Source organism: Nocardioides palaemonis, from assembly GCF_018275325.1.
GTDB lineage: Bacteria > Actinomycetota > Actinomycetes > Propionibacteriales > Nocardioidaceae > Nocardioides > Nocardioides palaemonis.
In genome coordinates, this window is sequence record NZ_JAGVQR010000001.1 from 2,298,629 (window position 1) to 2,325,400 (window position 26,772).

At 74.2% G+C, this 26,772-nt stretch carries 22 protein-coding genes; 8 read left to right on the forward strand and 14 right to left on the reverse strand.

The window, feature by feature from the left end:
• The first annotated feature begins 36 nt into the window (after positions 1-36).
• Positions 37-1,059 carry a cytochrome d ubiquinol oxidase subunit II gene (cydB, locus tag KDN32_RS11215; protein WP_211732063.1) on the forward strand — a complete coding sequence of 341 codons (1,023 nt, stop codon included), beginning with the start codon at positions 37-39 and terminating at the stop codon, positions 1,057-1,059.
• On the forward strand, positions 1,056-4,430 hold the full coding sequence (gene cydD / locus KDN32_RS11220; protein ID WP_211732065.1) for a thiol reductant ABC exporter subunit CydD: 3,375 nt from the start codon (positions 1,056-1,058) through the stop codon (positions 4,428-4,430). Before cydB ends, cydD begins: the two co-directional genes overlap by 4 nt.
• Here the strand turns inward: cydD and KDN32_RS11225 are convergent.
• From KDN32_RS11225 to dapA, 3 genes are read right to left on the reverse strand one after another with little or no spacing between them, the layout of a single operon-like run.
• Positions 4,390-6,225, reverse strand: a complete 1,836-nt coding sequence (locus KDN32_RS11225; RefSeq protein WP_211732067.1) for a GAF domain-containing sensor histidine kinase — start codon at positions 6,223-6,225, stop codon at positions 4,390-4,392. The genes cydD and KDN32_RS11225 overlap by 41 nt on opposite strands.
• A gap of 35 nt (positions 6,226-6,260) precedes the next feature.
• A complete protein-coding gene (locus KDN32_RS11230; RefSeq protein ID WP_211732069.1) occupies positions 6,261-7,946 on the reverse strand; it encodes a ribonuclease J in 1,686 nt (561 codons plus the stop codon).
• A gap of 24 nt (positions 7,947-7,970) precedes the next feature.
• A complete protein-coding gene (gene dapA, locus KDN32_RS11235; RefSeq protein ID WP_211732071.1) occupies positions 7,971-8,858 on the reverse strand; it encodes a 4-hydroxy-tetrahydrodipicolinate synthase in 888 nt (295 codons plus the stop codon).
• A 60-nt stretch (positions 8,859-8,918) separates the two neighbouring features.
• On the opposite strand from dapA, the gene KDN32_RS11240 reads away from it, so the two are divergent.
• Both KDN32_RS11240 and KDN32_RS11245 read left to right on the forward strand, forming a co-directional pair.
• Complete coding sequence (locus KDN32_RS11240; RefSeq protein WP_211732073.1) at positions 8,919-9,260, forward strand: TfoX/Sxy family protein; 342 nt, start codon at positions 8,919-8,921, stop codon at positions 9,258-9,260.
• Positions 9,261-9,271: 11 nt separating this feature from the next.
• A complete protein-coding gene (locus KDN32_RS11245; protein ID WP_211732075.1) occupies positions 9,272-10,066 on the forward strand; it encodes a nucleotidyltransferase domain-containing protein in 795 nt (264 codons plus the stop codon).
• 4 nt (positions 10,067-10,070) lie between these two features.
• Here KDN32_RS11245 and KDN32_RS22395 read toward each other — a convergent pair whose 3' ends face one another.
• From KDN32_RS22395 to gcvT, 10 genes are all read right to left on the reverse strand, one after another.
• Complete coding sequence (locus tag KDN32_RS22395; RefSeq protein WP_211732077.1) at positions 10,071-11,852, reverse strand: zinc-dependent metalloprotease family protein; 1,782 nt, start codon at positions 11,850-11,852, stop codon at positions 10,071-10,073.
• Positions 11,853-11,947: 95 nt separating this feature from the next.
• Positions 11,948-12,358 carry an NUDIX hydrolase gene (locus KDN32_RS11255; protein ID WP_211732079.1) on the reverse strand — a complete coding sequence of 137 codons (411 nt, stop codon included), beginning with the start codon at positions 12,356-12,358 and terminating at the stop codon, positions 11,948-11,950.
• A 249-nt stretch (positions 12,359-12,607) separates the two neighbouring features.
• On the reverse strand, positions 12,608-12,967 hold the full coding sequence (locus KDN32_RS23315; RefSeq protein WP_211732081.1) for a GntR family transcriptional regulator: 360 nt from the start codon (positions 12,965-12,967) through the stop codon (positions 12,608-12,610).
• A complete protein-coding gene (locus tag KDN32_RS11265) occupies positions 12,960-13,442 on the reverse strand; it encodes a dihydrofolate reductase (RefSeq protein ID WP_211732083.1) in 483 nt (160 codons plus the stop codon). The genes KDN32_RS23315 and KDN32_RS11265 overlap by 8 nt, the downstream gene beginning before the upstream one ends.
• Complete coding sequence (locus tag KDN32_RS11270; protein WP_211732084.1) at positions 13,432-14,241, reverse strand: thymidylate synthase; 810 nt, start codon at positions 14,239-14,241, stop codon at positions 13,432-13,434. Before KDN32_RS11270 ends, KDN32_RS11265 begins: the two co-directional genes overlap by 11 nt.
• 31 nt (positions 14,242-14,272) lie before the next feature.
• Entirely contained in the window at positions 14,273-14,620 is a 348-nt protein-coding gene (locus KDN32_RS11275; protein WP_211732086.1) for a hypothetical protein, read from the reverse strand.
• Positions 14,621-14,644: 24 nt separating this feature from the next.
• Entirely contained in the window at positions 14,645-15,052 is a 408-nt protein-coding gene (locus KDN32_RS11280) for a class I SAM-dependent methyltransferase (protein WP_211732089.1), read from the reverse strand.
• Positions 15,053-15,245: 193 nt separating this feature from the next.
• Entirely contained in the window at positions 15,246-16,115 is an 870-nt protein-coding gene (locus KDN32_RS11285) for a hypothetical protein (protein ID WP_211732091.1), read from the reverse strand.
• 56 nt (positions 16,116-16,171) lie between these two features.
• Complete coding sequence (locus tag KDN32_RS11290; protein ID WP_211732094.1) at positions 16,172-16,423, reverse strand: hypothetical protein; 252 nt, start codon at positions 16,421-16,423, stop codon at positions 16,172-16,174.
• Positions 16,424-16,426: 3 nt separating this feature from the next.
• A complete protein-coding gene (gcvT, locus tag KDN32_RS11295) occupies positions 16,427-17,539 on the reverse strand; it encodes a glycine cleavage system aminomethyltransferase GcvT (RefSeq protein ID WP_211732096.1) in 1,113 nt (370 codons plus the stop codon).
• Positions 17,540-17,604: 65 nt separating this feature from the next.
• On the opposite strand from gcvT, the gene KDN32_RS11300 reads away from it, so the two are divergent.
• Positions 17,605-19,110 carry a leucyl aminopeptidase gene (locus KDN32_RS11300; protein ID WP_211732098.1) on the forward strand — a complete coding sequence of 502 codons (1,506 nt, stop codon included), beginning with the start codon at positions 17,605-17,607 and terminating at the stop codon, positions 19,108-19,110.
• 31 nt (positions 19,111-19,141) lie between these two features.
• On the opposite strand, the gene KDN32_RS11305 is transcribed toward KDN32_RS11300, so the two are convergent.
• Complete coding sequence (locus KDN32_RS11305; protein ID WP_249216410.1) at positions 19,142-19,507, reverse strand: hypothetical protein; 366 nt, start codon at positions 19,505-19,507, stop codon at positions 19,142-19,144.
• A gap of 152 nt (positions 19,508-19,659) precedes the next feature.
• On the opposite strand from KDN32_RS11305, the gene lpdA reads away from it, so the two are divergent.
• The 3 genes from lpdA (at position 19,660) to KDN32_RS11320 (ending at position 26,731) form a co-directional block, all read left to right on the forward strand.
• Positions 19,660-21,036, forward strand: coding sequence for a dihydrolipoyl dehydrogenase (gene lpdA / locus KDN32_RS11310; protein WP_372446511.1), 1,377 nt, complete (start codon positions 19,660-19,662; stop codon positions 21,034-21,036).
• Positions 21,037-21,078: 42 nt separating this feature from the next.
• Positions 21,079-22,950, forward strand: a complete 1,872-nt coding sequence (gene sucB / locus KDN32_RS11315; protein WP_211732102.1) for a 2-oxoglutarate dehydrogenase, E2 component, dihydrolipoamide succinyltransferase — start codon at positions 21,079-21,081, stop codon at positions 22,948-22,950.
• A 271-nt stretch (positions 22,951-23,221) separates the two neighbouring features.
• Complete coding sequence (locus KDN32_RS11320; protein ID WP_307853965.1) at positions 23,222-26,731, forward strand: ATP-binding cassette domain-containing protein; 3,510 nt, start codon at positions 23,222-23,224, stop codon at positions 26,729-26,731.
• The last annotated feature ends 41 nt before the right edge of the window (positions 26,732-26,772 follow it).

Genomic DNA, 26,772 nt, shown 5'->3' on the forward strand with positions numbered 1-26,772 from the left:
CACGACATCCCGAGAAGGATCGAGGAAGACATCGCCATGGAACTGACCACCGTCTGGTTCTCGCTCATCGCCGTGCTGTGGGTCGGCTACTTCTGCCTGGAGGGATTCGACTTCGGCGTCGGCATGCTGCTCCCCGTCCTCGCCAGGGACGAGACCGAGCGCCGCGTCATGATCAACACCATCGGGCCCGTCTGGGACGGCAACGAGGTGTGGGTCCTGGTCGCCGGAGGCGCCACCTTCGCCGCCTTCCCCGAGTGGTACGCCACGCTCTTCAGCGGCTTCTACCTCCCGCTCCTGCTGATCCTGGTGGGCCTCATCGTGCGCGGGGTCGCCTTCGAGTACCGCCACAAGCGCGGTGAGGCCGCGTGGAAGCAGCGCTGGGACCTCGCGATCATCGTCGGCTCGTTCCTGCCGGCGCTGCTGTGGGGCGTCGCGTTCGCCAACATCGTCGCCGGCGTGCCGATCGACGCCGACAAGGAGTTCACCGGCAACCTCTTCACCCTGCTCAACCCCTACGGCCTGCTCGGCGGTCTGGTCACGCTGACCCTGTTCCTCACCCACGGCGCGATGTTCGTGGCGCTCAAGACCGACGGCGACATCCGCCACCGCGCCCGCGACCTCGCGGTCCGGATCGGTGCCGTCGCCGCGGCGCTGGCCGTCCTGTTCCTCGTGTGGACGCAGGTCAAGACCGGCACCGCCGCCACCGCCGTCGTGTTCGTCGTCGCCGCGCTGTCCCTGGTCGGTGGCCTGGTCGCCGCCCGCGCCGGCAGCGAGGGCTGGGCCTTCATCGGCACCTTCGTCACGATCGCCCTCGCGGTCGTCGGGCTGTTCCTCGCCCTCTTCCCCGACGTGATGCCGTCGACCACCGACCCGGCCTTCTCGCTCACCACCACCAACGCGGCCGCCACGGCGTACACGCTGAAGGTGATGACGTGGGTCGCGGTGATCTTCACCCCGATCGTGCTGGGCTACCAGGCGTGGACCTACTGGGTCTTCCGCAAGCGGATCTCGGTGCACCACATCCCCACCGCGGAGCTCGCGGAGGCGTCCGCCCAGTGAGGCCACTCGACCCCGCCGTCCTCACCCACCTGCGACCTGCTCGGGTCCCGCTCGCCGTGGTGGTGGCGAGCGGGGTCGTCGGCGGCCTGGCCACCGTCGCCCAGGCGTTCGCCCTGGGCGCGCTGGTCGTCGCGGCAGTCACCCCGCCGGCCGGGGGCTGGGCGGTCGCCGGCTGGTGGCTGGTCGGACTGGTCGCGCTGCGCACGGTGAGCGCGTACGTCGGCCAGCGCGCCGCCGTGCGCGCCGCCGGCGAGGTGTCGGGCGCGCTGCGCGGGCGGCTGCTCGAGGCGTCCCGCCACGATCCCACTGCCCGCCCCGCCGAGCTGTCCGTGCTCGCCACCCGCGGCCTCAGCGGCGTCGAGCCCTACGTCACCCGCTACCTCCCCGCGCTGGTCCCGGCGACGGTGCTGCCGGTCGTCACCCTCGCCGCGATCACCTGGCTCGACCCGCTGTCCGGGCTGGTCGTGGCGCTCACGCTCCCCCTGGTGCCGGTCTTCGCGATCCTGGTCGGGCTCACCACGCGCGACCGGGCGGACCGGCAGTGGCGGGCGCTGGAGGCGCTGTCGGGCCACTTCCTCGACGTCGTCCGCGGGCTGCCCACCCTCGTCGCCCACCGACGCGCCGAAGCGCAGGTCGAGTCGATCCGCGCGGTGACCCACCGCTACCGTCGCGCGACCGTGGAGACGCTGCGGCTGGCGTTCGCGTCGTCGTCGGTCCTGGAGCTCGTCGCCACCCTGTCCGTGGCCCTGGTCGCCGTCACCGTGGGCCTGCGGCTCGCGTCCGACTCCGTCGACTTCCGCGTCGCGCTCACGGTGCTGCTGCTCGCCCCGGAGGCGTACTGGCCGCTGCGGAGGGTGGGCGCGGAGTTCCACTCGGCCGCCGAGGGTGCTGCCGCGCTGGCGCGCGCCGACGCGCTGCTCACCCGGCCCGTGCCGGCGGCGGGCACCGCCCGACTGTCCCGCGCCCGGCTGGCGCTCGCGCGGCTGGAGGTCGGCCACTCGTCCGACGCCTCCCTCGTGGCGCCCGTCGACCTCACGCTCCCCGAGCGCGGGCTCGTGGCCGTGGCCGGGCCGTCGGGGTGCGGCAAGTCGACCCTCCTGTCCACCCTCCGCGGCGAGCTGTCCCCCGTCGCCGGCGACGTCCTCGTCGACGGCACCCGGCTGGCCGAGGTGGACCCCGCCTGGTGGCGTGGTCGCGTGGCCTGGGCGCCCCAGCGACCGTGGCTGCTCGCGGCGTCGGTGGCCGACAACGTCCGCGTCGGCCGGCCCACGGCCGGCGACGACGAGGTCTGGGACGCGCTGCGTGCCGTCGGCCTCGACGACGTGGTGCGCGCGCTGCCGGACGGCCTCGCGACCGTGCTCGGCGAGGACGGCGCCGGCCTGTCCGCCGGCCAGCGGGCCCGCGTCGCGCTCGCGCGGGTCGTCGTCAGCCGTCGCCCGGTCGTGCTGCTCGACGAGCCCAGCGCCCACCTCGACGAGGAGACCGAGCAGGTGCTGCTCGCGACCGTCGCCCGCCTCGCCCGGACCAGCCTGGTCGTCGTCGTTGCCCACCGCCCCGCCGTCCTCGACGCCGCCGACGTGGTGGTCCGGCTCTCCCCCGCCGCCACCGTGGCGGCGGATGACACCCCGGCCGCCACCATGGCGGCGGACGACACCGGATCCGTCGCAGGCGACGTCGTGCGCCGCCACCCCCGGGCGGCCGAGCCGGTCCTCGCGACGGAGGAGGACGACGTACGCCCCCGCTGGGGGCTGCGCACGGCGACCCTGCTCGGTGCGCTGTCGGTGGCCTCCGGGCTGGCCCTCACCGCGACCGCGGGCTGGCTGATCACCCGTGCCAGCCAGCACCCGCCGGTGCTCTACCTGATGGTGGCGATCGTCGGGGTCCGGCTCTTCGGCCTGGCCCGACCGGTGCTCCGGCACGCCGAGCGGGTGCTGAGCCACGACGTGGTGCTCCGCGAGCTCGCCGAGCGCCGGGCCCGGGTGTTCGCCGACCTGGTGCCGCTCGTGCCGGGGCGCCTCGGCCCGCGGCGCGGTGACCTGCTCACCCGGGTCGTCGACGACGTCGACGCGCTCCTCGACGAGCGGCTCCGGGTGCGTCAGCCGGTCGCGACCGCGCTGCTGGTCGTCGGCGGAGCCGTCGCGCTCACCGCCCTCGTCCACCCGGCGGCCGGCCTGGTCGTGCTGGCCGTCTCCGCGACCGGCGCGCTGTCGTTCCTCCACGCCCGCCACGCCGCCGCCCGGGCGGAGGACCAGGTGGTCACCCGGAGGGCGGCGCTCGGGACCCGTGTCGAGGAGGTCACCCACGGCCTGCGCGACCTGGAGCAGTGGGGCGCGACCGACCAAGCGCTCGCGACGGTCCGCGCGGAGGCCGAGGCCCTCGACGACGCCGTACGCCGCTCGGCCCGGGCGGTCGCGGCGGGCACCGCGCTCACCACGGCCGCGGCCGGGACCGGGGTCGTCGCGATGGCCCTCGCCGTGCCCTCGGGAGCCGTCTCGCCCGCCGTGCTCGCGCTGCTCCTGCTCGTCCCGCTCGCCCTCGCCGACGTCACCGGCGGGCTCGCCGACGCCGGAGCACTGTCCGTGCGCTCGCGCGCCGCACGGCGGCGTCTCGACGCCCTGCGCGCCACCGCGCCCGCCGTCACCGACCCGGTGTCACCGGCCACGCTGCCGGCCGACCACGCCGTCGCGCTCGAGGGTGCCGTTCTCGGCTGGGACGGGCACGCCGTCCTCGACCTCGGCGACCTGACCCTCCGGGCCGGCGAGCACGTCGGTGTCACCGGCCCGTCCGGCTCGGGCAAGTCGACCCTCGCCGCCACCCTCGTCCGCTTCGTCGACCCGGTCGACGGTCGGGTGCGGCTCGGCGGGACCGACCTGCGCGACCTCGCGCTCGACGACGTGCGCGGCCGCGTGGGCCTGGTCGACGACGACCCGCACGTGTTCGCCTCAACGGTCGCGGAGAACGTCCGCCTCGCCCGCCCCGGCTCCTCGGACGCCGAGGTGCGCGACGCGCTCGACCGCGCCCGCCTCGGCGGCTGGGTGGACGCGCTGCCGGACGGCATCCACACCCGGGTGGGTGCCGGGTCGCGCGAGGTGTCCGGCGGCGAGCGCGCCCGGCTGGCCCTCGCCCGCTCGCTGCTGGCCGACCCTCCGGTGCTGGTGCTCGACGAGCCGACCGCCCACCTCGACGGCCCCACGGCCCGCGCCGTCGCCTCGTCGATGCTCGAGGCCGCCGCGCGCGCCGGTCGGTCGGTCGTGTGGATCACCCACGGGACCGTCGGGCTCGACGCGATGGACCGGGTCGTGCAGGTGGGCGGCGCCGACGCCCCGCCGGTCAGTCCGTCGCGTCCCGTGCGGTCCGCAGCGGGAGGGTGAACCGGAAGGTGCTGCCCTGGCCGAGCTCGGAGGTCAGCCCCAGGGTGCCACCGTGGGACTCCGCGATCCGCTCGGCGATCGGCAGGCCGAGACCCGTGCCGGGGATCGACAGGGCGTTGGGGTTGGTCGAGCGGTGGAACGCCGAGAAGACGTGCTGCTGGTCGGCCGGCGAGATGCCGATGCCGGTGTCGGTGACCTCGACGCACACCTCGTCGTCCGTCACGGTCATCCGCACGTCGACGGTGCCGCCCTCGAGGGTGTACTTCACGGCGTTGTCGACCATGTTGTCGACGACGCGTGCGAGCTCCTCGGGATCGCCGAAGACGACGACCGGCCCGGGTGCGTCCGTGGTGAACGACAGCGCCACCCTCGCCTGGTCGGCGCGGATCGAGAGCAGGTCGACGCTGGCCTCGCACAGCTCGGCGAGGTCGACCGCCCGGCGCACCGTCTCGCGCCGCCCCTGCACCCGCGAGTAGTGCAGCAGGTTGGCGACGAGGTGGGCGAGCCGCTGCGCGTTGCGGGTGATCGCGTCGATCGAGCTCAGGTCGGGGTAGCGGTCGGCGACCAGCTCGGCGTGGCCCAGGATCGCGGTGAGCGGGGTCTTCAGCTCGTGGGAGATGGTGGCGATCAGCTCGCTGCGGTAGCGGGCCAGCTCGCGCAGCTCCTGCACCAGCCGCTGCTCGGCCTCCAGCACCCGCGACGCGCGCACGATCTGGCCCAGCAGCCGTCCGACCTCCAGCAGCGCGTCGGACTCTCCCGGGCTGAGCGCACGGGCCCGCTCCCCGAAGCAGACCACCGCGTAGCCCACGAGGTCGTCCTGCGAGACGAACGGGCAGATCACCGCCCGTCGGGCGCCGACGTCCCGCAGGACCTGCTGCAACGGCTTGCGGCCGGCGGGCAGGACCGTCGAGGCGACGTCGTCGACCGACACCTCCAGCAGGCCCGGCGGCTGCGCCAGCACCACCTGGCTGAGCAGGTCGGCCCGCAGCTCCGGCACCTCGTGCTCCGGCTCGAAGGGCAGCGGCGTGCCCGCCCCGAGATCGCGCCCCTGGGCGTCGATCGGGAAGGTCCGCACCCACACCTGCGAGGTGTGCAGGCACTCGTCGATCGCCGCGACCGCGACCGTGAGGGCCTGACCGAGCGCAGGTTGCGTCGCAGCACCCGCCACCGACGTCAGCATCCGGTCGAGCCGGACCCGCTCGGTGAGCCGCTCGCGCTCGCGGGCGTTGGACAGCGCGACGCCGGCCTGCACGACGAACATCTCCAGCAGCTCACGGTCGGCCTCGCTGGGCATCCGGTTGTCGCGCGGCAGGTCCACCGCCATGTTGCCGAGCAGCTCGCCGCTCGCGGAGAAGAGCGGGGCGTAGAGCGCGTGCTGCGGGTGCCAGGCGTCGGGGTCGTCGTCCGGCGCCTCGAGGTCGGGGATCCACGCGGCGCGCAGCCGCTCCTCCGACATGCGCCCGGCCGGCACGAAGCGCAGGATCCCCCACTGGTCGGCCTGGCGGAACTCGTCGAGGATCTGGTCGGCGGGGGTGCGCCGGTCGAGGATCTCGCGGACCACGTCGGCCGGGCCGGCGACGTTGGTCATCACGAGGGTGTCGCCGTCGAGGCGCGCGATCGCGGCGACGCCGTAGCCGAGCACGTCGACCACGCCGTGCGCGATCTCCTCGAGGATCACCTCGGTGTCGGTCGAGGAGTTGACGCGCCGCATCAGCTCGGCGAGCCGGCTCAGCGCGCCCTCGGTGTGCGCCACCACGTCCTCCTCCCCCACATCCTGCTCCAGGTCGTGCTCCACGCGTCCACCGCCGACCGCGGTGCCCGTCGGCCGGGTCAGGCCTCGATCACCACAGGGATGATCATGGGCCTGCGACGGTGCGCACGGTTGACCCATCGGCCCACGACACGCCGGACGGTCTGCTGGAGCTGGTGCGCGTCGCTCGTCCCGTCCGCGATCGCCGCGTCGATCGCGTCGATGATCGGCTGGCGGATCTCCTCGAACGTCGTCTCGTCCTCGGCGAAGCCGCGGGCGTGGATCTCCGGCCCGGACACGACCTTGCCGGTCACCGAGTCGACCACCACGATCACGGAGAGGAAGCCCTCCTCGCCGAGGATCCGCCGGTCCTTCATCGATGCCTCGGACACCTCGCCGATGGTGGTGCCGTCGACGAAGACGTAGCCCACCTCGACCTTGCCGGCCACCCGAGCGACGCCGTCGACGAGGTCGACGACCACGCCGTCCTCGGCGAGCACGACGTTCTCCACGCCGGTCGCGCGTGCGAGGTCGGCGTTGGCCCGCATGTGCCGGAACTCGCCGTGGACCGGCATCACGTTGCGCGGCTTGACGATGTTGTAGCAGTAGAGCAGCTCGCCCGCGCTGGCGTGGCCCGAGACGTGCACGAGCGCGTTGCCCTTGTGCACGACGTTCGCCCCGAGGCGCGAGAGCCCGTTGATCACCCGGTAGACGGCGTTCTCGTTGCCCGGGATCAGCGAGCTGGCGAGGATGACGGTGTCGCCCTCCTCGAGGTGCACGAAGTTGTGGCTGCGCTGGGCGATCCGGCTCAGCGCCGACATCGGCTCGCCCTGCGAGCCGGTGGAGATGAGCACCTGCTTGTGCGGCGGCAGGTCGGCGAGGTCCTTGGCGTCGACCATCACGCCGGGCGGGACCGTGAGGTAGCCGAGCTCCTGGGCGATGGCCATGTTGCGCACCATCGAGCGGCCGACGTAGCCGACCTTGCGGCCGTGGGCCACGGCCGCGTCGAGCACCTGCTGGACGCGGTGCACGTGGGAGGCGAAGCAGGCCACGATGATCCGCTGGTCGCTCTTGGCGAAGACCCGCTCGAGCACCGGCGAGATGTCCTTCTCGGCGGTGGTGAAGCCGGGCACCTCGGCGTTGGTCGAGTCGGTGAGGAACAGGTCGACGCCCTCGTCGCCGAGGCGGGCGAACTCGTTGAGGTCGGTGATCCGCCCGTCGAGCGGGAGCTGGTCCATCTTGAAGTCGCCGGTGTGCAGCACGACGCCGGCCGCGGTGCGGATGACGACCGCGAGCGCGTCGGGGATCGAGTGGTTGACGGCGACGAACTCGAGCACGAACGGCCCGAAGGTGATCGTCTGGCCCTCGGCGACCTCGTACTGCGCGGTCTCCTTCAGGCGGTGCTCGCGCAGCTTGGAGCCGAGCAGCGCCAGGGTCAGCTTGGAGCCGACGAGCGGGATGTCGCCGCGCTCGCGCAGGAGGTACGGCGTGGCGCCGATGTGGTCCTCGTGGCCGTGCGTCAGCACCAGCGCCTCGACCGCGTCGAGGCGGTCCCGGATCGGCTCGAAGTCGGGGAGGATGAGGTCGACGCCGGGGTGGTGGTCCTCGGGGAACAGCACGCCGCAGTCGACCAGCAGCAGCCGGCCCTCGTGCTCGAACGCGGTCATGTTGCGACCGACCTCGCCGAGCCCGCCGAGCGGGATGACCCGGAGGCCTCCTGCGGCGAGGGGGGCGGGCGCGCTCAGGTCGGGGTGGGGATGGCTCAAGGGAATCCTTCGTTCGGGTGTCGTTCAGATCAGGCCGGCGGCGGCGAGGCCGGCGCGCAGCGCCGCCACCTCGTCGTCGTCCAGGGCGACCAGCGGGCCGCGGACGCGGCGGTTGTCGAGCACGCCGAGCAGCTCGAGGGCTGCCTTCGCGGTCGTCGCTCCGTAGTTGGGGACGCCCATCACGGCGTCGAAGGCGGGCACCAGCGAGGTGTGGACCCGCAGCGCCTCGGCGTGGTCACCGCGCACCCAGGCGTCGATCATCGCGGCGAGCCGGTCACCGGCGGCGTGGGCCACCACGGAGACCAGGCCGACACCGCCGTAGGCGAGGTAGCCGAGGGTGTTGGCGTCGTCGCCGGAGTAGACGGCGTAGCCGAGGTCGACGAGCTGGGCGGTGCGCGCCAGCAGGCCGGACGCCTCCTTGACCGCGGTGACGTGATCGTAGCGCCGCATCGCCTCGTAGGTGTCGAGCTCGATCAGCGTCGCGGTGCGCCCGGGGACGTCGTAGAGCATCACCGGCAGGTCGGTGGCCTCGACGACCGACGAGAAGTGGTGGCGCAGGCCGACCTGGCCGGGCTTGTTGTAGTAGGGGCTGACCAGCAGCACGCCGTCGGCTCCGGTCTTCGCCGCCTGCTGCGCGAGCTCGACGGAGTGGGCGGTGGAGTTGGTGCCGACGCCGGCGACCACCACGGCACGGTCGCCGACCGCGTCCTTGACCGCGCGCAGGATCTCGCCGTCCTCCGCCACCGAGGTCGTCGGGCTCTCGCCCGTCGTCCCGCTCACGACGACCCCGTCGTTGCCGTGGTCGACCAGGTGGACGGCGATCCGCGCGGTCGCCTCGAGGTCGACCGTGCCGTCCTCGTGGAACGCGGTGGCCATCGCGGTCAGGAGGCGACCGAACGGGACGTTGCTCATGGGGCGAGGGTATCGCTCCTCGTCCCGCTGGATGTCGGCGGCGAGCCGCATACTCGTGACATGGCCTACGACGAGGCGCTGGCGGCGCGGCTGCACGACCTGCTCGACGGCGAGCCCGGCGTCACCTCGCGCCGCATGTTCGGCGGGATCGGTTACATGGTCGACGGCAACATCGCCGTCGCGGCGGCGAGCAGCGGCGCGCTGATGGTCCGGGTCGACCGCGACGACGGCGCCGCGTGGATCGACGGCGACGTGGTCAATCCGATGGAGATGGGCGGGCGGACGATGGCAGGCTGGCTGCTCGTGGCGTCCACGGTCCTCGCCGACGACGCCGCGCTGAGCACGTGGGTGGGCCGCGGAGTCGCGTTCGCCCGCACGCTCCCGCCCAAGCCGTCGCCCTGACAGGAGCCTGCGTGCCGCGCCTCGCCCTCCACCTCCCCGCCTGGCTCACCGCCGAGGACCGGTCCACCCTCGAGGCGCTGGCCGCGCGCAACGAGGCCGACCACGGCGACGGGCTGCTCGGCCTCGTGCTCAGCGGGTCCGCCGGTCGTGCGTACGCCACCGAGCACTCTGACCTCGACGTGGCGGTCGTCCTCACCGACGACGCGGCGGCCGGCCGCTCGACGACGCACTCCCCCGAGGTCGACGAGGCGGTCGACGCCTGGTCGGAGCTCTGCGAGCTGCCGCCCTTCGGGTCGCCGGGCTGGTGGTTCCGCTGGTCCTACGCCTGGGCGCCGGTGCTGCTCGACCGCACCGGCGGCGAGCTCACCGCGGCGGTGCGGCGCCAGGCGACGCTGGACCCCGCCGAGGTCGACGCGGTGCTGATCGAGCACGACCGCCTCGACGGCTGGCTGAACTTCGCCTACCGCGCGCTGAAGAACGACCGCGACGGCCGCCCGCTGGAGACGCGGCTCGACGCAGCCGAGTCGGTGGCGTGGCTGCTCGACGTGGTGTTCGCGCTCGCCGGACGGGTGCGGCCCTACAACAAGTACCTCCCCTGGGAGCTGCGCACCCACCCGCTCGACGCCTGGCCGGCCGACGACCTGCTGGCGCTGGTCACCCGGATGCTCGACGGCGACGTGTCGGCGCTGCGGGAGGTCTTCCCCCGGGTGCGTGCGGAGTGCGCCGCCCACGACGCGCGCCGCGGTCACGACCGCACGACCGCGATGATCGAGGGCTGGGGCACCGAGCTGCGGCTGTTCGCCTGACCGGTCAGCGCACCCGGATCCGGAACCGCTGCCGCAGCGTGGAGCCGTCCTCGCCGCTGAGCTGGACCGTGACGCGACGGGTACGGGTGCCCTCGAGCCGCCCGGTGAGGACCACGCGGCTGCCGCGGACCCGCCAGCGCAGTCCGCGCGGGAGGCGCCACCCCACCCGCGCCTCGACGACCGGGCCGGAGAAGGCGATCTCGGCGCGGTAGCGCGCTCCGGTGCGCGCGGCCGGCAGGCGCGTGGTCAGGAACGTGACAGGTGCCGCCCGCCCACCCGTGGAAGGCGTCACGGGCGTGGTGGTCGGGCTGGGCGCGCTGGTCGGGGCCGGCGTGGTGGGCGGCGTGGTGGGCGGCGTGGTGGGCGGCGGCGTCAGCGCGCCGGGGTCGCCGGAGGTGGTGAGCGTGACCGTGTAGGCACCGAGTGAGCCGTAGTCGCTGTAGCCCCCGGGCGCTGCCGGGTCGCCGTGGGAGGTGCCGTCGACGACCGCGGTGTAGCGCGCGGGCGTGTCCGGGAGGTCGGCGGTCCACGTCGCGTCGAGCGATGCGTCGGTGGCGCTCGGGGCGGTGGGGTCGACGGTGGCGACGAGGTGTCCCTGCGCGTCGAGGACGGTGAGCAGGACGTCGAGGTCCGAGACGCCGGGTGGTCCGGTGACCGCGAGGGTCGTCGGTCCGGCCGCGGTGAAGCCGAACGCGTCGGCGTCGCTGCGCGAGGTGACCAGGCCGGGGACCGTGACGCCGGCGGTGAGCGCGGTCGCCGTGGCGGCGGTGGCGCCGTGGTCGTCGGGCAGCGTGGGGGCGATCCGCGCGATCATCGCCACGTCGTCCTCGGTCGTGCTCGCTCCGGCGTACTCGCCCTGCGACCACTGCGAGGCGCGGCGGTTGTAGGACGCTCCCATGATCGGGCCCCAGCCGTTGGCCCCGGTGTAGTAGCCGGCCGTCGCGGTGCCGTCGTGCGAGAGGCCGAAGGTGTGGCCCGCCTCGTGGCTGATCACCTGGCCGACGTTGTAGCCGCCCGTGCCCGAGCCGTCGGTGAAGACCCAGCCGGGCTGGTAGGCCGCGTTGCGCACGGTGGCGAACACCCCGACGTAGGCCTTGCCGCCGCAGCCGCAGCCGGCGCCGACCTGGTTGGTGGAGGTGATGACGACCGGCATGCCGTAGGTCGGGTCCGCGGTGCTCGTGCGGGTGAGCGCGTCGGCGCTCGGGACCTGCGTGGTGACGTTCACGTCGAACGGTGCGTAGTCCTCCGCGACGCTGCGCCAGGCGAGGTAGATCTGCGCCCGCTCGACCTCGCTGAACGAGGTGGTGTCGTCGTCGACCGAGTAGGGAGGTGACGCGATGGCGGCGCCGCCGGCCCACGCCGTGCCGGTGCGGGTGTCACCGTCGAAGTCGAGGTAGAGGGTGCGCGGCGAGGACGGGCGCGAGGACAGCGCGAACACGTCGTCGGGGACCGTCACGCCCACGGCGGGATCGGCCGCCACCTGCTGGGCGGCGGGAACGGCGTGGTCGACGACGAACACGCCGCCGCACGCGTCGGCGTGCGCGGTGCCGTCCTCGGCGAGGTGGCGCAGCGTCGAGCGGTCGAGGCCGCTCGCGGCCCGCACGGCCGCGAGCTCCCCGGAGCCGTCGATGGCCTGCGCGAGCGGGACCGACCCGCCGGTGCCGGCGCACGACCCCGGCTCGCGTGCCTGGGACGTCGGTGCCCCCGCGAGACCGGCCAGCGCCAGCGCGCCACCGAGTGCCGCCACCACGAGGGCGCGGGCGGGTGAGGTCGGGGCTGCAGGCACGGGGGTTCCTCGCGAACGGGTCTGGCCGGGGCGGTCAGGCCTTTCCTATCGGCCGCAGATCCACGTCCTGAGCACCGCGCGTCAACACGCGGTCCTCAGACCCCCAGGGTGCTCCGGATCACCGGGAGCACGTGGTGCTCCAGCATCGGCGCGAGGTCGTCGGGGTGGCCGACGAGCGGCGTCCAGCGCACCTCGGCGATCTCCGCGGACGCCACGGGGTCGGCGTCGGTCTCGATCCAGAAGACCGTCGAGTGCAGCGTGTGGCCCGGCTCGTTCGCGGCCTCCGACAGGAACTCGCCGAGCAGGGTGGCGTCCTCGACGCGCACCCCGACCTCCTCGAACGTCTCGCGCAGCGCGGCGTCGCGCGGGCTCTCCCCCGGCTCGAGCTTGCCGCCGACCAGCATGAAGCGCTGTGTGCCGCGCTTGCGCACGGTGAGGACGTGCCCGTCGCGGACGAGCGCGACGGCGGCGACGACGATGTGGCGGTCGCGGGGCTCCTCGGGCACGGCGCCAGCGTGCCACGCCCCGCCCGGACGCCACGCAGCCACCCTGACCGGGGCTTACCCGGCGGGTGGCTGCGTGGTCACGCTCGCTGGCCCGTCAGCCGCCTCTCGGCGAACGGCCGCTCGTAGCGGCAAATGGTGAGGCCCGGGGGCATGATGCGGTGCCAGCTGTCCGTCATAACGACACCCGGGGGCGCGAACATTCCCCGCCGCGCGTGGTCCCGCTCACGTCAGCCGCCCGTCGGCCGCCCGTCAACCGCGGAGGGCCCGGCGCACGGCGTCGAGCGCGGCGGTGTCGTCGATCCCCAGCGCCCGCACGGTGGCGACGTACGCCGCCGCGGCCTCGCGGACCGAGCGCTCCACGCCCCGACCGGTGACGAAGGTGCCGGCACGCCCGCGCGTCTCGACGACCCCGAGCGCCTCGAGCTCCTTGTAGGCGCGGGCGACCGTGTTGGCCGCGAGGCCCAGCGAGGTCGCCAGGGCGCGCACCGGGGGCAGCCGGTGGCCCGGGACGAGGGTGCCGTCGTCGACCTGGGCGCGGATGCCGTCACGCACCTGCTCGAACGGCGCGGTGCCGGAGGTGTCGTCGACGACGAGTCGCAGCTCAGGCACGCTCCCACCACACCCACGCGCAGCCCGGGCCCCTCTCGCGGCGGGTCTCGCGCCACTCGGCGACGTCGAACGCGGGGTAGAAGGCGTCGCCGGGCACGTCGAGGTCGACCTCGGTGAGCACCTGGTGGGTCAGCAGCGGCATCGCCTCGGCGTAGACCTGCGCTCCCCCGGCCACGACGACGTCGGCGGCGGGGTCGGTCAGCGCCATCGCCTCGTCGAGGGAGTGGGCGACCTCGACACCGTCGACCGCCCAGTCGTGGTTGCGGGTCACGACGATCGTGCGCCGCCCCGGGAGCGGCCGGCCGATCGAGTCGTAGGTCAGGCGCCCCATCACCATCGTGAGGCCCATGGTCTCCCGCTTGAAGTGCGCGAAGTCCTCCGGGATGTGCCACGGGATGCGGCCGTGGTCGCCGATCACGCGGTGGCGCGCGTAGGCCGCGACCGCGACGACGCGGCGCGCCGGCTCAGACGGCAATGGGGGCCTTGATGACGGGGTGCGGGTCGTAGCCCTCCACCGTGATGTCCTCGAGCTCGAACCCGTCGATCTCGGTGACCGCAGGGTCCAGCACCAGCGTCGGCAGCGGACGGGGCTCGCGGGTGAGCTGGAGCCGGGCCTGCTCGACGTGGTTGAGGTAGAGGTGGGCGTCACCCATCGTGTGCACGAAATCCCCCACCTCCAGGCCCGTCACCTGGGCGACCATGTGGGTCAGCAGCGCGTAGGAGGCGATGTTGAACGGCACGCCGAGGAAGGTGTCGGCGGAGCGCTGGTAGAGCTGGCAGGACAGCCGGCCCGGACCGGTCTCGGAGGGCGCGACGTAGAACTGGAAGAGCGTGTGGCACGGCGGCAGCGCCATGTCGTCGACGTCGGCGACGTTCCACGCCGAGACGATGTGGCGGCGCGAGTCGGGGTTGGTCCGGATGCTCTCGACCACCCGCGCCAGCTGGTCGACGTGCCGGCCGTCGGGCGTGGGCCACGAGCGCCACTGGTGGCCGTAGACCGGGCCGAGGTCGCCGTGCTCGTCGGCCCACTCGTCCCAGATCGTGATGCCGCGCTCCTGCAGCCACGCCACGTTGGTGTCCCCGCGCAGGAACCACAGCAGCTCGCCGAAGACCGAGCGGGTGTGCACCTTCTTCGTCGTCACGAGCGGGAAGCCCGCGGCGAGGTCGAAGCGCATCTGGTGGCCGAAGACGCTCAGCGTCCCCGTGCCGGTGCGGTCGGTCTTCTCGACGCCCTCGTCGAGGATCCGCTGGAGCAGGTCGAGGTACGCGCGCACGGTGCGACTCTACGGCCTGCCGGCTCCGGCTTCAGGACCGCGGCACGCGCGCCTCGACGTACGCCGCGCTGGCGGGCAGCCGGAGCAGGCCGTCGACCACGAGCGGCTCGGACAGCCGGTCGAGCTCGACCCGCATCCGGTCCTGCACCTCGGGCGTCTGGGCGGCCCACGCGATGCCGAGGCCGGCGACCCCGCCCGTGGGCGCGGCCCAGAAGTCGTCCGGCGCCACGCTCCAGACCCAGTCGACCATCCGGGCGTCGACCACGCTGGCACCGGCGGCCGAGAACAGCCCGGCGAGCCCGTCGGGGGTGCGGGCGAAGTCGTCGGTCGCGGCGAGCCGCGGGAAGACCGGTTCGACGGCACCGCTCGCCTCGAGCACGGAGCGGAAGAGCGCGCCCTGCGCCTACGGGGCGGAGGTCCAGATGGTGGCCCGCACCCGTCCACCGGGGGCGGCGACCCGCACCAGCTCCCGGGCGCTCGCCCGCGGGTCGTCGACGTGGTTGAGCACGAAGTTGGCCGTCACGGCGTCGAAGCCGGCGCCCGCGTGGGGCAGGTCAGGCAGCGCTGCCACCGCGACGTCGTCGCCGAGCCGGCCCTGCGCCAGCGCCGCCATCTCCGGGTCGGCCTCGACCGCGACCGCGTCGTGGCCGCGACGCCGCGCCTCGGCGACCAGGGCCCCCGTGCCGCAGCCGACGTCGAGCAGTCGCGTCCCCGGCGGCAGCCCGTCCAGCATGGTCGGCACCGCACCGGCGCACAGCCCCGCGAAGCTCCGGGCATACGCCTCCGCCACGCCCGTCCAGACCCCCGTCACGGTCGACGACCCTACCGGCGCCACGACCTGTCACGCGGTGCGCCACGTCCCGCGCGGCGTGGGGTGCCGTCGTGACACGGTCCGTGCCGAGTCCCAGGGCCTGTCGAGTGCCGTTCCGACACGGTCCGTGACAGGAAAGGGGCGAGCGGGCCCCCGGAGCCGGCGCGTGCCGTGTCACATCCGTTGCCGTGGTTCAGCGCAACCGGATCGTCCCGCCGGCGTCGATGGTGACCGGCTCGGCGCACGTCCCGTCGCCGTCGCAGACGACCAGGGCGCGCCGCCCCGTCTCGGACTGGCGGACCGCGTCCGTGGCTCCGTGCCGGCGCGCGGAGTCGATGACGTAGGCCCACCCGCCGTCGGCCAGGGGGACGCCCTGGACGCTCACGTCGTAGCGGCCGGGTGGTTCGTACGCGCGCACCTGCGGCGGGTCGTCGAGCTCGGTCGGTGCGACGTCGAGGGGAGCCACGGCGCCGTCACCGTCGACCTGCAGCAGCTCGCCACTGCGCATCCGGACGGCGACCACGTCGTCGATCGCCACGAACTCCTCGATCCCGGGCAGCCCGACCACGACGTCCGGCAGGTGGAGGTCGCCGCCGGCGTACCAGACGACGGGCAGCGGGTTCGCCTCCTCGCGCACCGGCGGCGGGACGGGACGGCCGGCCCACCACGCCCAGCCTGCAGCGAGGGCCGCGACGACGACGAGGCCGACGAGGCCGCGACGCACGGTCCGGGCACGCGCCGCGGCGCGCTCCTGGCCCGCTCTCTCCAGCCACGGCTCGGGAGGGTCGGACGGGTCCGGGGGGCGCACCGCGTGCGGGACGGCCTCGCCCGGCCGGGGCGGCAGCCCGGCGCGCTCGCGTGCGTCCGCCCACAGCACGACGTCGACCTCCCGGTCACGGACCAGCCGGTCCCAGCCGCCACGGTGGGCCAGCAACGCGCCGCCGGCGGCCAGCCGTGCCTCGTCGGGGGCGACGCCCGCGTCCTCCAGGCCGCCGACCAGGTCGTGCCAGCGCACCGCGACGTAGCCGACGAAGTCGGCGTCGTGCTCGGAACGACCTGCCACGACCACCGCCCTCTCGTCTCGTCCGGGCTTGGGAGCGGAACCGTGCTGCGGATGCCTCAGGCGCTCAGCGACATCGGGCCGTAGACCTCGCGGTCGTGCTCGAACAGCGTCACCGCCGCCACGCCCTGCTCGGCGAGCTCGGCCCAGATCTCACCCACCCACGACTCCGCGTCGCCCTGCGTGGCGAACCGCTTGTCGGAGTGGCCGGCGGGAGCCACCTCGGCTCCCGACGCGTCCTCGAGGCGCCACCACCACGGCCGCTCGGAGGTCGACGGCTGACGGAAGGTCGGGGGCTGTCCGGGGAGCATCGCTCAGGCCTCCCGCACCGACGGGTCGACGAACGGTGGCTTCACCAGCCGGAACACCTCGCGCCGGCCCCGGACGTCGACGCCGACCTCCGCGTCCTCGGCGACCGTGACCGGGACGAGCGCCAGGCCGATCCCCTTGCGCAGCGTCGGCGAGAAGGTGCCGGAGGTGATGTCGGCGAGCGGGACGTCGTGGGTCAATGTGACCGACATGCCCGGGCGCGGGATGCCGCGGCCCACCGCGACCAGCCCGCGCAGCCGACGCTTCGGGCCCTCCTCCTTGACCCGGAGGACCGCGTCGCGACCCCAGAAGGCGTCCTTCTTCCAGCCGACCGCCCACGACAGCCCGGCCTCGACCGGGTTGGTGTCGAGGCTGATGTCCTGGCCGTGGAGCGGGTAGCCCATCTCGGTGCGGAGGGTGTCGCGGGCGCCGAGGCCGCAGGCCGTGATGCCCCACTCCTCACCGGCCGCCATCAACGCGTCCCAGAGGGCGCCGGCCGCGGCGTTGGCGACCACCAGCTCGTAGCCCCGCTCGCCGGTGTAGCCGGTGCGGCAGACCACGACGCCGACCGGCACGTCGGCCCCGAAGTCGGCCTCGACGAAGGACATGTAGGCGTGCCCGGTGGGCAGGCCCACCCGCTCGAGGACCTCGTCGGAGCGGGAGCCCTGGACGGCGAGGACCGCGTAGTCGTCGTGGTGGTCCGACACCGTGACGCCCTCCGGCGCGGCGGCCCGCAGCCGGCGCACGACCTCGGCGGTGTTGGCGGCGTTGGGGATCAGCAGGACGTGCTCGTCGTCGTGCCAGTAGGCGATGAGGTCGTCGACGATGCCGCCGGACTCGTCGAGGCACAGGGTGTACTGCGCCTGGCCCGGGGAGACCTTGGCCAGGTCGTTGGACAGCGTGGCGTTGACCAGGTCGACGGCGCCCGGACCGCTCACCAGTGCCTTGCCGAGGTGGCTCACGTCGAAGATCCCGACCGACTCGCGCACCGCGGTGTGCTCCTTGACGACGCCGGTCGGGTACTCCAGCGGCATCGACCAGCCACCGAACTCCGCGAACTTGGCTCCGAGGGCCTCGTGCCGGTCGTGGAGGGGCGACTGCTTGAGCGTGGTGGCCATGTCGCGCAACCTACCCCAGCCGGGGACGCCGTCGGCGGCTGCCGGGCCTCGCCTAGCATGCCCGGGTGACCACGTACACGCTGCGCAGCGCGAACCCCGCCAAGACCCGAGCCGACGCCGTCGTCGTGGGGGTGGTCTCCGGCCCGAAGGGGCCGCGCCTGTGCGACGCCGCCAAGGAGGTCAGCGCCGCCTACGGCCGCCGCCTGCGCCCCTTCCTGTCCACGCTGGGCGTGACCGGCAAGCCGGGCGAGGCGGTCAAGGCGCCGACGCGTGACGAGGTCAGCGCCCCGCTCCTGGTCTTCGTCGGCCTCGGCGACGACCCCAGCGACGCCACCGCCGTACGCCGTGCCGCGGGCGTCGCCGCCCGCAACGTCCCCAACGCCGCCTCGGTGGCGCTCGCGCTGCCCAGCGACACGCCCGAGCTCGTCGGCGCGGTCGTGGAGGGCCACCGCCTTGGCGGCTACACCTTCACCGCCTACAAGTCGGCGCCCTCGGAGTCGACCGCCCCGACCGACGTCGTCGTGCTGAGCCCGATCGCGCGTCGCGCGGAGGCCACCGCCGCCCTCGAGGCGGCCGAGGTGCTGGCCGACGCGGTCGCGCTGTGCCGCGACTGGGTCAACACGCCGCCCGCCGACTGCACCCCGCCGCTGCTGGCCGACCTGGTCACCGCCGCGCACAAGGAGGTCACCAAGGGTCGGGGCGCGCCGAAGGTGAAGCTCGAGGTCTTCGACCACGAGCAGCTCGCCGAGATGGGCTGCGGCGGCATCCTCAGCGTCGGCGACTCCTCCGTCGCCCCGTCGCGGCTGGCCAAGCTCACCTGGGCGCCCAAGGGAGCCGTGGCGCACCTCGCACTCGTCGGCAAGGGCGTCACCTTCGACTCCGGCGGCCTCACCATCAAGCCGTCGTCGAGCATGACCAACATGAAGGGTGACATGGCCGGCGCCGCCAGCGTGGTGGCCGCGACCCTCGCCATCGCCCGCCTCGGCCTGCCCGTCAAGGTCACCGCGTGGGCCCCGATGGCCGAGAACATGGTCTCCGCCACCTCGACGCGGCCCGGCGACGTGATCACCATGCACAACGGCCGCACGGTCGAGATCGCCAACACCGACGCCGAGGGCCGGATGCTGCTCGGCGACGCGCTGTCGCTGGCGATCGGCGAGGAGCCCGACGTCGTCGTCGACATCGCCACCCTCACCGGCCACATGCAGCTGGCGCTCGGCGACCGTGTCGGCGCCGTCATGGGCACCGACGACCAGGTTCCGGCGGTGCTCGCCGCGGGCGACGCCGCCGGCGAGCAGCACTGGCGGATGCCGATCCCCGAGGAGATGCGCGAGCGGGTCACCAGCTCCAAGATCGCCGACCTGCTGCAGCACGACTGGGTGCGCTGGGGCGGCGGGCTGTACGCCTCGGCCTTCCTGCGCGAGTTCACCGGCGGGCTGCCCTGGGCACACCTCGACATCGCCGGCAAGGAGATGAACACCGGCGCCCCCTACGGCCACGTCCCCTCCGGCGCCACCGGCTTCGGCGTCACCACGCTCGTCGCCTTCGCCCGCTCGCTCGCGGAGGCCTGAGGCCGGGGCCCGCGGGCCCGTACGGGGTGGGTCAGAGGCCGCGCGAGCGGCGCTCGGCCTTCTTGCGCGAGTTGTAGTCGCGCATCCGCTGCGGCACGCCGACGACGGCGGCGTCGTAGGACGGCACGCGGTGCCGGTTGGCGAACTCGTGCGCCCACTTCACGCTCGGCACGCGCCGCCGGGTCCACTCGCCGTCGTGCGCGACCAGCAGCAGCGTGACGTCGTTGACCGCGGTGCGCGGCTCGACGAAGCCCTCCACGCCCTGGCGGGTGCGGACGAACTGCTCGAGGTGCCGCACGTCCTCGCCGTCGGAGGCGCGTACGCGCGTCGAGCCGGTCCGCTCGGCGTCGCGCGCCGGACGGCTCGTGCGCCCCGAGCGCCGGAATCGATCGAACATGCCCATGCGCGTCATTCTGCCCGCCGACCCCGAACCGTGTCGCCGAACCCGCCGGTCGGGCTCACCCAGACCCGGTGTGGACAGCCTCGCAAAGAGTGCAAGGATGGGCGGCGCCGCACAGGCACGAGTCGAGCATGGTGGAGGGAACATCAGTGACGGACGGTGAGTTCGACGTCCTCGTCCTCGGGGCTGGTTCGGGCGGTTATGCCTGCGCCCTGCGGGCAGCCCAGCTGGGCCTGACGGTCGGCCTGGTCGAGAAGGGCAACCTCGGAGGCACCTGCCTCCACGTGGGCTGCATCCCGACCAAGGCGCTGCTGCACGCCGCGGAGGTCGCCGACTCCGCGCGCGAGGCCTCGCAGTTCGGCGTCTCCGCCAGCCTCGACGGCATCGACATGGCCGGCGTCAACGCCTACAAGGACAAGGTCGTCGACCGGCTGTTCAAGGGCCTGACCGGGCTGGTCAAGTCGCGGGGCATCACCGTGATCCAGGGTGCCGGCGTCCTCACCGGCCCGCGCGAGGTCACCGTCGACGGCACGGCCTACACCGGCAAGGCCGTCGTGCTGGCCTCCGGGTCCTACAGCAAGAGCCTCCCGGGCATCGAGGTCGACGGCGAGAAGGTCCTCACCTCCGAGCACGCCCTGCGCCTCGACCGCGTCCCTGCGTCGGCCATCGTGCTCGGCGGCGGCGTCATCGGCTGCGAGTTCGCCAGCGTGTGGAAGTCGTTCGGCTCCGACGTGACCATCGTCGAGGCGCTGCCGCGGCTCGTCGCGGCCGAGGACGAGGCCTCCTCCAAGGCGCTCGAGCGCGCCTTCCGCAAGCGCAAGATCAGCTTCCTCACCGGCACGCCCTTCCAGAGCGTGAAGACCACCGACACCGGCGTGGCCGTCACGGTCGAGGGCGGCGACGTGATCGAGGCCGAGGTGCTCCTCGTCGCGGTGGGCCGCGGCCCGTCGACCGACGGCCTCGGCTACGCCGAGCAGGGCATCGCCATGGAGCGCGGCTTCGTGCTCGCCGACGAGCGCTGCCGGACCAACGTCGAGGGCGTCTACGCCGTGGGCGACATCGTCCCCGGCCTCCAGCTCGCGCACCGCGGCTTCCAGCAGGGCATCTTCGTCGCCGAGGAGATCGCCGGCCTCGACCCGCAGCCGATCGACGAGACGGGCATCCCGCGCGTGACGTACTCCCACCCCGAGATCGCCTCGGTCGGCCTCGACGAGGCGCGGGCCCGCGAGCTGCACGGCGACGCGGTCACGGTCGTGACCTACGACCTCGGCGGCAACGGCAAGAGCCAGATCCTCCAGACCCAGGGCTTCGTCAAGCTGGTCGGGCTCACCGACGGCCCGGTGCTCGGCGTCCACATGGTGGGCGACCGCGTCGGCGAGCTCATCGGCGAGGCCCAGCTGATCTACAACTGGGAGGCCCACGCCGAGGACGTCGCCCCGCTGGTGCACGCCCACCCCACCCAGAACGAGGCGCTCGGGGAGGCCCACCTGGCCCTCGCCGGCAAGGCGCTCCACGCACACTCCTGACCACTCCCCAGACCCCACCCCACACGCGAGCGAAGGAACCACATGGCCTCCGAAGTCACCCTCCCCGCACTCGGCGAGTCCGTCACCGAGGGCACCGTCACCCGCTGGCTCAAGCAGGTCGGTGACACGGTTGCCGTCGACGAGCCGCTGCTCGAGGTCTCCACCGACAAGGTCGACACCGAGATCCCCTCCCCCGTCGCTGGCACCCTGCTGGAGATCAAGGCCAACGAGGACGACACCGTCGAGGTCGGCGCCGTGCTGGCCGTCGTCGGCGAGGAGGGCGAGTCGGCCGGTGACGCCACCGAGTCCGCCGAGCCCGAGGCGCAGCCCGCCGACGAGGCCGAGTCGGAGAAGAAGGCCGAGCAGGAGGAGCAGGTCGCCGAGGAGACCGGCGAAATGCCGGCCGGCGACGAGACCCCCGAGTCGGAGAAGGACGACGCCCCGGCGCAGTCCGAGCCCGCCGCGGAGCAGGCCGCGCAGTCCGGTGGTGGCTCCGGTGGTGGCTCCGGCACGCCCGTCACTCTTCCGGCGCTCGGTGAGTCCGTCACCGAGGGCACCGTCACCCGCTGGCTCAAGCAGGTCGGTGACGAGGTCGCGGTCGACGAGCCGCTGCTCGAGGTCTCCACCGACAAGGTCGACACCGAGATCCCCTCCCCCGTCGCCGGCACCCTGCTGGAGATCAAGGCCAACGAGGACGAGACCGTCGAGGTCGGCGCCGAGCTTGCGATCATCGGCTCGGGCGACGCCGCCCCTGCGCAGCAGGAGGAGCCCGCCGCCCCGGCCGCCGAGGAGAAGGCCCCCGAGCCGGAGCCCGAGCCGGAGCCCGAGCCGGAGCCCGAGCCGGAGCCCGAGCCCGCGAAGCAGGAGGCCCCGAAGCAGGAGACCCCGAAGCAGGAAGCGCCGAAGCAGGAGGCCCCGGCCCCGTCGCCGCAGGCCGCCGCGGCCTCCGAGGGTGGCCGCGACCAGTCGGCGTACGTCACCCCGCTGGTGCGCAAGATGGCCGACCAGCACGGCGTCGACCTCGGCTCGGTGCAGGGCACCGGTGTCGGTGGTCGGATCCGCAAGCAGGACGTCCTCGACGCCGCGGCAGCAGCGCAGCAGGCTGCCGCCGCCCCGGCCGCCGCTGCTCCGGCTGCCCCGGCCCCCGCCGCCGCGGGTGCCCCGCCGGCCGCTGCGGCCCCGACCTCGGCCTCCCCGTCGCCGCTGCGCGGCACGACCGAGCCGATGTCGCGCCTGCGCAAGGTGATCGCGTCGCGCATGGTGGAGTCGCTGCAGGAGTCGGCCCAGCTGACCCAGGTCATGGAGGTCGACGTCACTGCGATCGCCCGCCTGCGCGAGGCGTCCAAGGCCGACTTCCAGGCGCGCGAGGGCGTGAAGCTGACCTACCTCCCGTTCTTCGCCAAGGCCGCGATCGACGCGCTCAAGCTGCACCCCAAGCTCAACGCCGCGATCGACGCCGAGAAGAACGAGGTGACCTACTACGACCGCGAGAACATCGCGTTCGCCGTGGACACCGAGAAGGGTCTGCTCACGCCGGTCGTCAAGGAGGCGGGCGACCTGTCGATCGCCGGCCTGGCCAAGAAGATCGCCGACGTCGCCGAGCGCACCCGCACCAACAAGATCACGCCCGACGAGCTCTCCGGCGGCACCTTCACGATCACCAACCTCGGCAGCTTCGGGGCGCTCTTCGACACCCCGATCATCAACAAGCCGCAGGTCGCCATCCTCGGCCCCGGCGCCGTGGTGAAGCGTCCCGTGGTGATCGACGACCCCAACCTCGGCGAGACGATCGCGGTGCGCCACATGGTCCACCTCGCGCTCACCTACGACCACCGCCTGGTCGACGGCGCCGACGCGGGCCGCTTCCTCCAGGAGGTCAAGAAGCGCCTCGAGGCCGGTCAGTTCGAGGTCTGAGCCCAGCGGGCCGGAGCGAAGCGACGGCCCGCGTGACCTGCACCGACGCCCCCGCCCGCACCTGCGGGCGGGGGCGTCGTCGTACGCCCCATCACCACCCCATCCGGTAGTCCGCTGCGGTCGGCGGGTCCGGAGGCGCCAGCGACCGGCCGATCGCAGCGGACTACCGGATGGGGGTGTGGACAAGCGGTGGGCGTCGGGGCGGGCGACGCCACGCGAAAACGGCAGGCACGGTGTCGGTGCCGCCGCGTAACGTCCGGTGCTTGTGACGGTGACCGAGACCCAGCCCCGGACGACGTCGGCAGAGACCCCCGCGACGGAGGGACTGCCGGCGGGTCGGGTGCCGGTCGACTGGCGTCGCGTACGCCGCCCGCTGACCGTCGTGTGCCTGTCGATGGCGCTGGTCGGGGCGGTCGCCTCGTCGCTCGGCAGCGTGGTCGCCGGTCGCCTGGCCGAGTCCCCCACCTCGACCCTCGTCGCCCTCCTCGCGACCTGCGTCGTGGGTGGTGCGTTCGTCGACACCGCGGCCCGCACGCTGTGGGGCGTCGTGGTCGACCGGGCCGAGGGCCGCCTGCGCGCCGACCTGATCGACGCCGCGATGGCGCAGCCGCTCTCCGAGCTCTCCGAGCAGGCCGTCGGCGAGGTCCTCGACCGCATCGACGACGACACGTGGGAGGTCGGCCAGCTGATGCGCTGGGGCGTGTGGATGGCGCTGCGCACGCTGCTGTCGGCCGGGCCGCTGTGGATCGTCGCCGGGCTGACGTGGTGGCCCTCGGCGATCCTGTTCCCGCTGTGCGCGGTGCTGGTGTGGTTCGCGATCCGGCGGCTGCTGCCGCAGATCGCCGAGCGCAAGGTGCTGGAGGAGGCCGCCTGGACCGACCACGCCGCCTCGACCGAGGAGGGTGTCGCCGCCCGCGACGACGTCCGCACCTCGCTGGGCCAGTCCCACGTGCTGCGCCGCAACGCCGAGCTCGCCGCCGAGATCCACCGCCGGCTGCGCCGGGTGCTGGCGATCGAGGTCAGCGTCACCCGCCGCAGCGGCGCGCTGCTGCACGGCATCCTGGCCGCCACCGGCGTGGTCGGGGTCTCGCTCGTCCTGTCCGGCGACCTCACCACCGCACGGCTGGTGACCCTGTTCCTGGTCACCACGATGTTCGTCGGCCAGGTCGACATGCTCGCGCGCCACCTTCCCGACCTGCAGGAGGGCATGGGTGCGGTGCTGAGGCTGCGCGGCATGCTCGCGGTCCCGGCCGAGCCGGTGGGCGGCGCCGCGCTGCCGAGCGGTCCGCTCGACGTCGAGCTGCGCGGTCTGGCCTTCTCCTACGGCCACGGCACGTTCGCGCTGCGCGACGTCGACCTCGCCGTCCCCGCCGGCCACACCTGCGCGCTCGTCGGCCGCACCGGATCCGGCAAGTCCACCCTCGCCTCCCTGCTCTCGCGCGCCGTCGAGCCGCCGCGGGGCTCGGTGTTCGTCGGCGGCGCCGACGTGCGTGACCTCGACCTCCAGCTGCTGCGCTCCGCCGTCGGCGTGGTCACCCAGCGCACCGAGATCCTCGCCGGCAGCCTGGCCGACAACATCACCCTGTTCGGCGACGCGCCGCGCGAGCAGGTGGTCGCGGCCGTGGAGGAGCTCGGCCTCACCGACTGGGTGGCCGGCCTCCCCGAGGGCCTCGACACCCGCCTCGGCCCCGGGGGCACGACGCTGTCGGCCGGCGAGGAGCAGCTCGTCGCGTTCGCCCGCCTGCTCGTGCGCGACGTCAGCATCGTGGTGCTCGACGAGGCGACGGCCCGGATGGACCCGGTGACCGAGGCCCGCGTCGTCCGCGCCGCCGACCGGCTGATCGCGGGCCGCACCGGCATCCTCGTCGCCCACCGGCTCTCGACGACCGAGCGCGCCGAGCAGGTCGCCGTGCTCGAGTCGGGCCGCGTCGTCCAGCAGGGTCCGCGCGAGCGGCTCGCCACCGCCGACGGCCCGTTCCGCGACCTCCTCGCAGCGGCCGCCCACGAGGTCGCGGTCGAGGACCACCACCACGACGGCGACTCGATCGGCTCGGTGCGCCGCAGCACGACGCCGCCCGCGCCGCCTCACGTCGACCCGCCACTCGGGCTGCTGCGCCAGGTCTGGCACTGCATCCGGCTCAAGCCGGAGTGGGGCCTGCTCGGTGCGCTGCTCTTCCTGGTCGCGTCGATCACCGGTGCCTACGGCGCGGTCACGGGCTTCGTGTGGGGACACGTCGTCACCTCGCTGCAGGACGGCGACGTCCCGCTCCTGCTCGTGGTCGCGCTCGTCGCCTCGCTCATGGTGGGTCCGCTGCTGCTGTCGCAGGCGTTCTGGACCTACCCGCACTGGTGGGTCGAGGTCCGGATGCGGGTCCGCGCCGCGGTGCTCGCCGGCCAGACCTCGCAGCGTCGCCTCGTCCGCACCCCGCCGGGCGAGGTCGTCGCCCGCGCGATGGACGCCGACCGCATCGCCCGCTACACCGACCGCTGGGTCGACTTCGTCAACGGCCTCGTCGTGGCCGGGCTGACCGCGCTGATCGCCGGGACGTGGCTCGCCGGCGCGATCCTGCTCGCCGTCATGACCGCCTCCGCCCTGGCCTCCTCGCTCGGGCGGCGGGTGGCCGGGCGGTCCGCGGCGGCCGCGTCCGCGGCCCGCGCCCGGTTCGGGCAGGCGCTGGTGTCGACGCTCGAGTCGATCCGCACCGTCAAGCTGGCCGCGGCCACCCCCCAGCTCCACCACCACCTCCGCGAGGTCGACGGCGGCCGGGTCGACGCGGCGGTGCGCGAGCACCGCGTGCAGTCCCTGCTCGACGGCGTCCCCGTCGTCATGGTGCAGTGCGGCGTCGTCGCCGCGTGGGGTGGTCTGCTCGCCGGTCGCTGGGAGCTCGCGACCGCGCTGCTCGTCGCCAACGCGGTCAGCGGCTTCGACTGGTTCGGCCGGGTCGCGGGCGCCGTCGTGACCGAGGCGCCCGGCACCCGCGCCTGGATGCACGCCACCAGCGCGCTGGCCGGCGGCGGTGACCTGATGGTGCTGCCGGCCGGGATGGACCTCTCCGCCGGCACGGCCGACGCACCCCCGACGCCGGTGCGCGACCCGCTGCGCACCCTGACCCTGCGTGAGGTGTCCGCCGTCCACGACGACGGGACGCTCGGCGTGCAGGCCGTCGACCTCGAGGTGCGCTCCGGCGAGCTCGTGCTGCTGCTCGGCCAGGTGGGCTCGGGCAAGTCGAGCCTGCTCGGCGCGCTCGCCGGCCTGGTCAGCAGCACCGGCGAGATCCTCTGGAACGACCAGCCGGTCGACGACCCGCAGACCGCGCTCCGGCCCGCCCGCGTCGCCCACGTCGCCCAGGTCCCCCGCGTGCTGTCCGGCACCTTCACCGGCAACGTCGGTCTCGACCACCCCGGCCGTCCGGTGATGCCGGCGCTCGACGCCGCCCGGATGGGGCGCGACGTCGCGGAGGCCGGCGGCCCGGACTCGCTCGTGGGGCACCGCGGCGTACGCCTCTCCGGCGGGCAGGTGCAGCGGCTCGCGCTCGCCCGGGCGCTGGCGTGCGACGCCGACGTGCTGCTCGCCGACGACGTCTCCTCCGCCCTCGACGCCGCCACCGAGATCGAGCTCTGGGAGGCACTGCGGGCCCGCGGTTCGGCGGTGATCGGCGCGACCAGCAAGGCCGCGGCCCTGGCCCGCGCCGACCGGGTCGTGGTGCTCGACGCCGGCCGGGTGGTCGACCAGGGGCCGTGGGAGCGGCTGACCGCGCGCTGGGGCCACCTCGCCGGCTGACCGGCCGACGGCCCGACCGCCGCCCGGACCGCGGCCGGGCT